We start from the raw sequence: 10620 nt of genomic DNA on the forward strand, positions 1-10620 counted from the left end.
GGTCACGTTGCCGCGATAGCGGTTACGTGACATTTCGAAGTCATGGGCCCAAAATTTGTCAGGGAACGCTATCTCGCACCCTGACCTACGCGACTTTCCAAAATATTAATCGATTTCAAACTCCGTGATGGGTTTTCTCCCGTTATGCCGAGCCGAGCACCGGAAGGTTTGAGCGGGTCAGCCCGCTCAAACCCGAGGAACGCAGGAAAAAAGCGGCATCCGGGTGTTGTTTCTTTAAATAACCCGTCGCGATAGCGACACCTATTAAACAGAAGTCCACGCTCCACCAAAGACACTTGGATATAAAACCAAGAGTAACGGGTGGGCACATGCTTTTCGTGCCCACGCGGATAAACCATAACTTTTGAATTAACCCTCACAACATAACCACCAAAACCGATGTCCCGTTACCGCCGCTCGCAAACACCCGGTGCAACGTATTTCTTTACGGTGGAGACCTATCGGCGGCAAGCGATTTTGTGCGATGCGCCGATACGCGAGGCCTTGCGCAATGGGGGTTGCGGCGGTGCCCGCCAAGCGGCCGTTCACCATCGATGCATGGGTGTTGCTGCCCTACTATTTGCATGCTATCTGGGCCGTGGCGCTTTGGGGCGTCACGGCCTTCGCTATAAGCGCGTTTTTCAGGCGTAGCGAAAATCGACGCATAAATGGTGTCCGGCAGGATGCCGGTATTTCGAGCACGGTTTTGCGTGTTTTAAAAAATATGCCCGCGAATCTCCGCTTCGCTTTCTTCAACCAGATTTTTGTCCAGCGAATGGCTGACCAGTTCTTGAATATGTTCATTCAGCGTATGGCGCAACGTGCCTAAAAAGGCCGGAGGAGCGACAAGAACCAGCTTGTTGTAAGCATGATCGACGCGGCCGTGCTCCAGTTTATCGGCGATTTGTTTGGCGAAGACCTCGGCCTCGTGTTGTTTCGGCTCCGTTGGCGCTTCAAAGGCGTGGCCTCCCTCGCCATGGCCGCCCGCCAGTCCGCCCTGGCGATCGCTCGTTTCATCCTGATCGCGCATTCTGCCTTCGCTGTGAACCATGCCTTCCATTTCCTGCATCGGTTCGGTTCGGTTCGCCAGTGAAAAAAAGCGCGCTTTGCTGCTGTCTGCTACTAAAACCCATGTTAATGACATAAAGCCCCCTCAATAAAAGCTGTTTGTGAGATGGCACCGGTTTGATCGGTGGCTAAGACGATAACACTATGAATTCTGTGTTTTCTCAACCTTTGTATGCCAATAATCGCCAGCCGTCAATTCTTTCGCTCGGCTTGATTTTTGGGCCGTCGACGGAGTGATCTCCGTAACTGATGAGTATATGACTGCAGTCCCTCGGTCAGCGGACATCCAAATAGATGCTGTAAATGGCGGCTTAGTGGCGCTTCGTCAATTCTCTAACGGAGCCGGTGCCGACAAGTCATTGCTCGGCTCTCTATTCTGGCAGACAAAGCTGCCATGTAGGCATCAGGCGAGTAAACACTTCTATTCCTTCAAGTTCGCGTCGCAAGATATTCCAATGTACCAAATCAAACGAGCCCCGATACAAACACGCCACCCAATCCGCCAGCAGCACGGCGGCATAGGTCTCGGCATGTTTAGTATCGCAGACAGAAAGACCTGCGCTGTGCTGGTACCCCGTGACAACGGTAGTCTTATCATAGCCCCAGCGATGTAGTGCAAGCGCAGCCATGCCGGCGCGAAATGTCGTATCCTCGGGCAGACTCAATTCCGCGGCCGACGCAACAGGATTGAGTGCCGCCGGCAGCTCTGAGAAATGCATGTCGGCAAACATGGCTTGAAGGTGCTCGGCAAGTTCCGGTGTATTCGCCGCATGCCAGAAATTGAAGACAACTGTTTGTCGCGGCTGGTTAACCTCGGTGACGCCATGGTATGAATCGACGTGAAGCAGAAAGCCGAAAGCTTTGTTGTACTCAGGATTAACACTGAAAACCGCTTCCCTCTCCGGCGAAGAGAATAGTTCCAGAACCCCGCCATGCTCCGCCTGCCATTGCTTATTGAGTTGCACGACCAGTCGAGCAATCTCATAGCCCACTAGCGGCCGGTCACTGTGTACACCAATCGCCTGTCCGGGCAGCATTCGTTGAGCCGTGACCACCACGCGATTTATGAGAGGCAATTTTGTAATCTCGCGCATTCTGCCTAGCACTTCCGTCCGAAACGTAGCTGAAATATTCTCGGTAACGTCCCTAAGAGAACACCGATAAAATGCCCCATCCCGATGCTGCCATTCAGCGTCTTGCAAAAATAAATTCTCAAGCGCAGCCGACTCCTCATCGGAGAATGCGGAATTGACATAAAAAAAGGGAAACGGGCTGTCGTGGTGGATGGGCTGCGAGAGCAACGGCTAAACTCCTACTGGAACGATATGGGAACGTTGTATGGGTGGAATCGATGGCGGGCAGACTGGATGGAAGCCCGCTCCGGTTAGCGATAGCGTAATAGGAGGAATGTTGACTTCGTAATGCGCGATTACGCAAGCTTTTATGCCCTTTAGGGTAAATCGCCCCTACATCGTGAATGACGGCTTATTTGCCTTTTCCCGGCACAGCAAATTAAATTGTATCCGCCAGCCCTGAGTCGCTGTAGGCCAGTTAACAACCGCAAAGTCAATATTTTTCAGGCAATATCCTGCTGTTTTTGCGGTCGTCAGTCGACTTCCGATTAACTCTATCTTGCCGCCTACGTAACACGTAGGCGGCGATTTAACCGGTGGGTTTTTTAATGGATCAAGCCGCGATTTTTCAGCGCCGCGTAGATTTCGTCAACCGTGTATTCGTCGCTATTAAACGACACGTCGGCCTGGGCCGGTTTGCTGTCCAGGTACAGGCACAATAAACCGGCCTGCTTGATGGCGGTTACCAGTTCGTCGCCGCCGGTTTCCAAAATGGTTGCCGCATGGCCGGTGTCGAACAATTTGCGTTCCAGTTGGTAGGCCGCCTGTTGCGCATTGCCGCCGCTCAATCCGATCACCGAGGCGATCTGGCCGAAACGGGTGGCGCGTTCCTCGGCGGAAACCGGCGTCCAGTCTTCTTCGCTGGCGTCGCCGGTGATCATGCCGGCACCCACCGTGATATTGGTCAGACGGTCGATGACGATGAAGGAGCCTGTGGTTTTATTGCGTTTGTAAGGATCGAACACTACAGGCGCGTTGACGGCAAGGGTGCAATGGCCGATTTCGTTCAGTTTTAACTCATTGGCGTCGTGATGTTCCAGCGTGTTGACGTCGATGCGGTGATGAATCAGCGATACCGAACCGGACACGCTACGGGTGGCCAGTTTGATCAGATATTGCCGACCCGGCGTCATGGCTTTTTCCGCCATCCAGACGATGGTGGCTTTAAATTTATCGGCGATGGTCGGCGCGTTTCGATGCTGGCCGACGATGATATCGCCGCGGCTGACATCGATCTCGTCGGTCAAGGTCAAGGTGACCGCCATGGCGGCGAAGGCTTCATCCAGCTCGCCGTCGAAGGTGACAATGGACTTGATGTGGCTGGTCTTGCCGGACGGCAGCGCGGTAATCGCATCGCCCTTGTGGAATACGCCGGAGGCCACCGTACCGCAGAAGCCGCGAAAATCCAGATTCGGCCGGTTGACGTATTGCACCGGGAAGCGGGCGTCGTCGAAATTGTGGTCGCTGGCGATTTCGATGCTGTTCAACAACTCCATCATCGGCATGCCGGTAAACCAGGGCATGTTTTCGCTGGGGTTGACCACATTGTCGCCGTCCAAAGCCGACATCGGGATGAAATGCACGTCCTGCAAATCCAGGGTCTGGATAAAGGCCAGATAATCGGCCTTGATTTTGTTGAAGGTGTCTTCGCTGTAGCCGACCAAATCCATCTTGTTGACCGCGACGATGATGTGCTTGATGCCCAGCAAGGAGGCGATGAAACTATGGCGTTTGGTTTGGGTTTGCACGCCGTAACGGGCGTCGATCAGGATCACCGCCAAGTCGCAGGTCGAGGCGCCGGTGGCCATGTTGCGGGTGTATTGCTCGTGGCCGGGCGTGTCGGCGATGATGAATTTGCGGGTCGAGGTTGAGAAATAGCGGTAGGCCACGTCGATGGTGATGCCTTGCTCGCGCTCGGCCTGTAAGCCGTCGACCAGCAGGGCCAAGTCGATCTTGCCGGCGCCGGTGGTGCCGGACTTGACGCTGTCGGCCTGTACCGCCGCCAGCTGGTCTTCGTAAATCATTTTCGAGTCGTGCAACAGGCGGCCGATCAAGGTGCTCTTGCCGTCGTCGACGTTGCCGCAGGTTAAAAATCGCAGCAGTTCCTTGCGTTCGTGCTGGGCCAGATAGGCGTTGATGTCGGTGCTGATGAGGTCGGATTGGTGGGACATGGGATTCCTAAGTGCCTAATTTGTAATAAAGGGTACCGCGCTTTTTTGTGAAGCGCTTACTTGCAATACTGTTTTAATAAGTCGGCTAATTCATCGCGACTCAATTGCCGGGTAGCTATATTAATCACCCAGTCGTAAAGCTGGGTATTGTCCATCGCCGGCTGTTTATGATTGGCGGCCAGAAAAACCAGCATACTGGCCGCGGCGGCTCGCTTGTTGCCATCCAGAAAAGGGTGGTTATTGGCGAGCGAATAGCAATATTGAGCGGCGGTTTGAAAAATGTCGCCGCTGTAATGCCAAGTTTGTTGGGCCGCGCCGAGCGCCGATTCCAGAAATGTTTCATCTCTAATGCCTTGCGTACCGCCGAAGCGTTCAATTTGTTGACTATGTATCTGCAAGGCCAGCGTTTTTGAGATGAAAAACAATTGCGGCATGCCGTTACTGCGCTAATTTTGTAAAGGCATCGCTATATTGATCCATCAATTGTTGATGAATCTTCAAGGCCTCTTCATCGTTAACTACAGTGCCGGCTAACGCTTGCTGCTGTTTTTGTTCCAAAAACAATACAAAATCCAATACTTCGGCTTGCAGGCTGGGCTCCAGCTTAGCAAGGTGTTGTTGTATTTCTTCATGTAATAGCATGGTTAGACCCAGCCAAAATTTTGCCTGATGTTATCAGTCGGCGAGCCGACAGTTTTGCCGAACGTCATTCATCATGCAAAAGTGCTCTTGCCGTCGTCAACGTTGCTGCGGGTTAATAACCGCAGTAACTCCTTGCGCTCGTGTTGCGCCAGATAGGCGTTGATGTCGGTGCTGATGAGGTTTGATTGGTGGGACATAGGATTCCTAAAACCTTTATAAAAACAAAATGAGCGAAATACAAACTAAATTCTAAGTAATTAAACCATGATTTTTAGCGCCTTTTTCATTTAAAACAATGATGTTTTGTGGTGATAGATTCCAGATTTTAACTATAGGATTTAGTAATTTTTTAACCTTTTCATTTAAGGGCGGCAACCACTCTTCTTCACTGTCTTTAACAACTAAAACTAATTGAAAATTTACATTAAAAATTTCTATTTTCCTAAAAACATCCGGTAGATCGAGGCTATTATCAGGGTGTCTTTGTGAATAAAGAGCTAAAAACAGAAGCAAGCTATTCATAAATTTTTCACGAATATCATTAAAGTACGCATCTCTTTCAAGTTTTGCCAAGCAAGCTTTGATAGCCTTAAGGTTTTCAAAACCACCAGTCATTTCTTTTTCAATTGCTTCAAATTTTATGTCGTGCAAAGTTCGGCAACTTGTTGGGTTGGGTGTGTTTTCTTTTGCTTCCACTATCAAAATATCGCACTTGCTATGTTCTTTTTCTTTAAGCAATAGAAACTCAGCAATTTTTACACCTTCATGCTTTATATTTTTATATGTTTTACTTGATTCAATTTTAAATAAATGACTTTCTTGATATGGGCCAAAGGTCATTTTAGATTCGGTAATTGTTATCATCTATCTGAACGCTAACTCTACTTCTTCTTCGTAAAGCCGAATCGATTCGTCGATAATTGGGTTGTCTGGCATATCATGCAATAAATCGGATTGCTGCCAGCTATCGCCTTCTTTTGATAGCACCGGAATGGAGAGTTGCTGTTGCTGGGCGATTAAGAATAGTTTTTTGATGACAAAATAAGAGTGGCTGGCGATAAAAAACTGAATGCCGCACTGTGCTAGCAAAGAGATAATGTCTAATAGCTTGGAAATTGCCTCGGGATGCAGTGCAGCCTCTGGTTCGTCAATAAATACAATGGAGTTGCTATCTAAATAACCATTGCCGAGCAAAATATCGAGAATCGAAATTTTTTTGATCCCTTCCGCTGTGACTCCAATATCAAAGCGCTGCTTACCCTTTTTGAAAAACCAACGGTTCTGGTTTTTATCATATTCTATTTTGCCATCCAATATATTCTCTAGTATTTCTCGAGCATTGTTGCTGGTTTTTCTGAAATAAACTCTGGTTTCTATTTTTTTATCTTCCGTGGGGTCGCCAGTTGGTACATCGGTAATTGACTGGCCAAATTTACCACGCAGCGGTTTTTGCAAGGCCTTTGCTAGATCATAATAGGTATCATCAAAACCAAAGATAAGGTCGCGATCTCTGGATTCTAAAATAATATGATGCAGCGATAATACTTCTTTGGCAGGTAAATAAATAGAATCACTTGAACGAGGAGATGCTTCATTTTTAAGTGAGCCAATTACTTTTAGAGTATCTTTTCCAAAACTATAATCAAAAGATTTTTGATCAATAGTTAAATTAAATGATAAGGGATCGTCGCAAGATTTGGTTGCCAGATCACCTAATTTTTCAGATTGAAAAGTCCAGTACAGCTTTTCAAATAAAATATCGGCTGCATTTTTTGGGTTATCTCCACGCTTATAGCTTTCCAAAGTTCGCACAGCACTATACATAGCCTTCAATAAAAACGACTTTCCACAGCCATTGTTACCTATCACCAAATTGATTGGGCCTAGGCTTTTCCAATCTATTTCAGTAAGTGGGCCAAAGTTTTTGAGTTGGACGCTGTTAATCATTTCGTCTGCAATTCAAGAGTTAGAAGTAACCTTCCCGCTTCTTCTGCTCCATAGACCCGGCCTGATCGTGATCGATCAAACGGCCCTGGCGTTCGGAGGTGGTGGTCAGCAGCATTTCCTGGATGATTTCCGGCAAGGTAGTGGCGGTGGATTCGACCGCGCCGGTCAAAGGGTAGCAGCCCAACGTACGGAAGCGCACCATTTTCATTTCGATTTTATCTTCGGGGCCGATAGGCATGCGCTCGTCGTCGACCATGATCAGCATGCCGTCTTTTTCGACCACCGGCCGCTCCTTGGCAAAATACAGCGGCACGATGGGGATGTTTTCCAGGTGGATGTATTGCCAAATGTCCAGCTCGGTCCAGTTGGACAGCGGGAATACCCGGATACTTTCGCCTTTTTCGACCTTGCCGTTATAGATGTTCCACAATTCCGGACGCTGGTTTTTCGGGTCCCAGCGGTGGTTTTTGTCGCGGAAGGAGTACACCCGTTCCTTGGCGCGGGATTTTTCCTCGTCGCGGCGGGCGCCGCCGAAGGCGGCATCGAACTGGTGTTTGTTTAAAGCCTGTTTCAAGGCGTCGGTTTTCATCACGTCGGTGTGCTTTTTACTGCCGTGCGTGAACGGGCCTATGCCTTGTTCGACGCCATCCTGATTGATGTGCACCATCAAATCCCAGCCCAGGTCCTGGGCCATGCGGTTGCGGAATTCTATCATTTCCTTGAATTTCCAGGTGGTGTCGACGTGCAGCAACGGAAACGGCGGCTTGCCGGGGAAGAAGGCCTTGCGGGTCAAGTGCAACATGACCGCCGAGTCTTTACCTATGGAATACAACATGACCGGTTTATCGAATTCCGCCGCCACTTCGCGGATGATATGAATGCTTTCAGCTTCAAGCTGTTTAAGGTGAGTCAGTTTATAGTCGGTCATGAACGTTCCGGGGCGGGGCCCATATTTGCAAAAGGGTGTTATGCGGCCATTTTAAAGGAAAACCGCCTTGCGATGCTATCGGCATGTCCGATTAACGCCCGAAACAAATAGCCGGCCGGCTTAGTGCCCCGAACCGGGCACTAAGCAAGCAACTTCAAAACCCTGAACTTCAACGGCGATATTTTTATCCGGCGCCGCCGCTAAAAAATCCGCGATGGTTTCCAGAATATCCTGGTCGATAAACAGGGCTTTGGTGCCGTCGATGATCAGATCGCTATCGGCGGGAATGGCCGTGAGATGTTTGCGCAATAAGGCTTTATTCAGGAAAGACACGTCTTTATGCAGGCGCAGCAAGTAATGCGAGCCGTGCTCGGTCAGCGTCATGGCTTCGTGGAAATTGGCGCGCAGCACGAAGAAAATACCCACCGCCATCCCGATAGTAATACCTAGCAGCAAATCGGTCGCCAGAATGGCAATCACGGTGATGGTAAAGGGGAGGAACTGATTCCAGCCTCTGTGGAAAAACGCGACGAACAACCCGGGTTTGGCGAGTTTGTAACCGGTTTGCAACAGAATGGCGGCCAGACAGGCCAGGGGGATTTGATTTAACGTGCCGGCAAAAAACATCACGCTGATCAGCAATAGCACGCCATGAAAAAAACTGGACAGGCGGGTCTGGCCGCCGGCATTGATATTGGCCGCGCTACGCACGATAACCGCGGTAATGGGGATGCCGCCCACCATGCCGCTGACGATATTGCCCAAGCCTTGCGCCTTGAGTTCCCGGTTGGTGGGGGCAATGCGTTTGTGCGGATCCAGTTTATCGACCGCTTCGATACTTAGCAGCGTTTCCAGACTGGCGATGATGGCCAGCGTCACGGCAATACTATAGATCTTGAGATTGCCGAGCTGGCTGAAATCCGGCAGGCGGAATTGGCTGACAAAATTTTCCACGCTGCCCAGTTCGGGTAAAGCCACCAGATGTTTGTAGCTGATCACCCACTCGGGTGCGAATTGCGTTGCCAAGCTGTTATAGGCCACCCCCCAAATCACCACCACCAAAGGGCCGGGGATCAGTTGCAACAAACCGGAGCGCTTAAACAGCTTGGTTTCCCACAGTATCAATATTAGCAGGGATACGGCTGTCACCAGTGTGGCGCCCGGCGAAATGCCTTCCAGGGCGTCGACCACTTCGAAGAAGCTGGATTCGGCGGTTTCCTGCATGTAGCTTTCGTCGCCGTCGAAACTGGTGTCGTAGCCGGTGGCATGCGGAATTTGTTTGATGATCAAGATCAAGCCTATGGCCGCCAACATGCCTTTGATCACCGATACCGGGAAAAAGGCGCCGATCAAACCGGCTTTCAGAAAGCCCAATAGCAACTGTAATACGCCGGCCACTACCACGCTCAGCAAGAATGCGTTGAAACTGCCCAGCGTTTCGATGGCGTTGAAAACGATCACCGTCAAACCGGCGGCCGGACCGGACACGCTCAAATGCGAGCCGCTGGCCCAGGCCACCACGATGCCGCCGACGATGCCGGCAATCACGCCTGAAAACAACGGCGCCCCGGAGGCCAGGGCAATACCCAGACACAAGGGCAATGCCACCAAAAACACCACGATACTGGCGGGCAAATCATTGCGTAAATTATTTACGTAATACTGTAAATCGGATTTCATGGCTGCTGCCTCGGTTAAAGCATCTGATTGAAGGTTAATCCGCGTAACGGTAAATGGGGTTGATCTGCGTGTTGTGATCCAATTTGATCAACTCGCTGATCAAGCCGTCGTGCAAACCGTATACCCAGCCGTGCAAGGTCGGCTTGTGGCCGTGCTTCCAGGCGGATTGAATAATCGAGGTATGCGCCAGCCGGTAAACCTGTTCGATGATGTTCAATTCGATCAGGCGCTCGACCTTTTTTTCGGGGTTGATGGATTCCAATTCTTCTTCGTGCAAGCGGTACACATCCTTGATATGCATCAGCCATTTGTTGGCGATGACCAGATCGGATTTTTGCGGCTGCAGAGCCGCCTTGACGCCGCCGCAGCCGTAATGGCCGCAAACGATGACGTGCTTAACCTTTAGCACCGAAATGGCATATTGCAACACGCTCAAGCAATTGAAATCGGTCATGATGACCTGGTTGGCGATATTGCGGTGCACGAATATCTCGCCGGGTTGGGCATTGACGATGGTGTCGGCGGGCACCCGGCTGTCCGCGCAGCCTATCCAGAGAAACTCCGGTTTTTGCTCCTTGGCCAGATTGGTAAAAAAATCGGGGTCTTTGGCGGAAACTTCTTGCGACCAGGCTTTGTTTTCCAGTAATAATTTGGCGGGTGTATGCATCATAGACTTCCTTAAGCAGTTAAATTGTTTTTAATGGATGTTAAGAACTAACGTTTGTTCAATAGTTAACTTGCAATTTAGTATCGAATCGAAATTATAAGGCGGATTTTCCGGTTAAACGAGTTTAATTGCCGGGGAGCCGCGCAACAGTACGTTCGGCGGAAGTGCCGTCCGCCACCCACGCCGCCGGCTGATACACGCGCTGCAACCACAAGGTCAAGGTATTTTCCTGTCGATTGAGCAACCATTGCGGATAAAAACCCAGCCACAAGACCAGCAAAGCCGGTAGCGCCAAAATGCAGAGTTCACGCGGGCGCAGGTCCTGCAAGCGGGCAACCGTTTGCCGCGCGACCGGGCCGAACAGGCCGCGGCGGGCGAAGCCCA

At 50.4% G+C, this 10620-nt stretch carries 11 protein-coding genes and 1 pseudogene; all 12 read right to left on the minus strand.

Going from position 1 to position 10620, the window contains the following annotated elements; genetic code table 11:
- Positions 1-715: 715 nt before the first annotated feature.
- Positions 716-1144, minus strand: coding sequence for a host attachment protein (locus NP596_RS17205; RefSeq protein ID WP_256616623.1), 429 nt, complete (start codon positions 1142-1144; stop codon positions 716-718).
- A 295-nt stretch (positions 1145-1439) separates the two neighbouring features.
- Positions 1440-2369 (minus strand): 2OG-Fe(II) oxygenase, encoded by a 930-nt coding sequence (locus tag NP596_RS17210; protein ID WP_256616624.1) that lies wholly within the window; start codon positions 2367-2369, stop codon positions 1440-1442.
- Positions 2370-2746: 377 nt separating this feature from the next.
- Positions 2747-4372 (minus strand): sulfate adenylyltransferase subunit CysN, encoded by a 1626-nt coding sequence (gene cysN, locus NP596_RS17215; protein WP_256616625.1) that lies wholly within the window; start codon positions 4370-4372, stop codon positions 2747-2749.
- A 56-nt stretch (positions 4373-4428) separates the two neighbouring features.
- The gene (locus NP596_RS17220; RefSeq protein ID WP_256616626.1) at positions 4429-4806 is read right to left on the minus strand and encodes a type II toxin-antitoxin system death-on-curing family toxin; all 378 of its coding nucleotides are present in this window, start codon (positions 4804-4806) and stop codon (positions 4429-4431) included.
- A gap of 4 nt (positions 4807-4810) precedes the next feature.
- Positions 4811-5014 (minus strand): DUF2281 domain-containing protein, encoded by a 204-nt coding sequence (locus NP596_RS17225; RefSeq protein WP_256616627.1) that lies wholly within the window; start codon positions 5012-5014, stop codon positions 4811-4813.
- A gap of 71 nt (positions 5015-5085) precedes the next feature.
- Positions 5086-5211 (minus strand): hypothetical protein, encoded by a 126-nt coding sequence (locus NP596_RS17230; RefSeq protein WP_256616628.1) that lies wholly within the window; start codon positions 5209-5211, stop codon positions 5086-5088.
- A 52-nt stretch (positions 5212-5263) separates the two neighbouring features.
- Positions 5264-5878 (minus strand): hypothetical protein, encoded by a 615-nt coding sequence (locus tag NP596_RS17235; protein ID WP_256616629.1) that lies wholly within the window; start codon positions 5876-5878, stop codon positions 5264-5266.
- Positions 5879-6961 (minus strand): ATP-binding protein, encoded by a 1083-nt coding sequence (locus NP596_RS17240; protein ID WP_256616630.1) that lies wholly within the window; start codon positions 6959-6961, stop codon positions 5879-5881.
- A gap of 19 nt (positions 6962-6980) precedes the next feature.
- Positions 6981-7889 (minus strand): sulfate adenylyltransferase subunit CysD, encoded by a 909-nt coding sequence (cysD, locus tag NP596_RS17245; protein ID WP_256616631.1) that lies wholly within the window; start codon positions 7887-7889, stop codon positions 6981-6983.
- Positions 7890-8009: 120 nt separating this feature from the next.
- Complete coding sequence (locus NP596_RS17250; protein ID WP_256616632.1) at positions 8010-9569, minus strand: SulP family inorganic anion transporter; 1560 nt, start codon at positions 9567-9569, stop codon at positions 8010-8012.
- A 34-nt stretch (positions 9570-9603) separates the two neighbouring features.
- Positions 9604-10239, minus strand: a complete 636-nt coding sequence (gene can, locus NP596_RS17255; RefSeq protein ID WP_504130524.1) for a carbonate dehydratase — start codon at positions 10237-10239, stop codon at positions 9604-9606.
- A gap of 121 nt (positions 10240-10360) precedes the next feature.
- Positions 10361-10620, minus strand: a pseudogene (locus NP596_RS17260) (NADH-quinone oxidoreductase subunit M); the annotation flags it as partial.

The sequence above is a fragment of the Methylomonas rivi genome (assembly GCF_024505165.1).
GTDB lineage: Bacteria > Pseudomonadota > Gammaproteobacteria > Methylococcales > Methylomonadaceae > Methylomonas > Methylomonas rivi.

Excerpts from the sequence above, each read along its gene's own strand:
- NP596_RS17205 (WP_256616623.1), bottom strand. The coding sequence starts at position 1,144 with ATGTCATTAACATGGGTTTTAGTAGCAGACAGCAGCAAAGCGCGCTTT.
- cysN (WP_256616625.1), bottom strand. The coding sequence starts at position 4,372 with ATGTCCCACCAATCCGACCTCATCAGCACCGACATCAACGCCTATCTG.
- NP596_RS17220 (WP_256616626.1), bottom strand. The coding sequence starts at position 4,806 with ATGCCGCAATTGTTTTTCATCTCAAAAACGCTGGCCTTGCAGATACAT.
- NP596_RS17225 (WP_256616627.1), bottom strand. The coding sequence starts at position 5,014 with ATGCTATTACATGAAGAAATACAACAACACCTTGCTAAGCTGGAGCCC.
- NP596_RS17230 (WP_256616628.1), bottom strand. The coding sequence starts at position 5,211 with ATGTCCCACCAATCAAACCTCATCAGCACCGACATCAACGCCTATCTG.
- NP596_RS17235 (WP_256616629.1), bottom strand. The coding sequence starts at position 5,878 with ATGATAACAATTACCGAATCTAAAATGACCTTTGGCCCATATCAAGAA.
- NP596_RS17240 (WP_256616630.1), bottom strand. The coding sequence starts at position 6,961 with ATGATTAACAGCGTCCAACTCAAAAACTTTGGCCCACTTACTGAAATA.
- cysD (WP_256616631.1), bottom strand. The coding sequence starts at position 7,889 with ATGACCGACTATAAACTGACTCACCTTAAACAGCTTGAAGCTGAAAGC.
- NP596_RS17250 (WP_256616632.1), bottom strand. The coding sequence starts at position 9,569 with ATGAAATCCGATTTACAGTATTACGTAAATAATTTACGCAATGATTTG.
- can (WP_504130524.1), bottom strand. The coding sequence starts at position 10,239 with ATGATGCATACACCCGCCAAATTATTACTGGAAAACAAAGCCTGGTCG.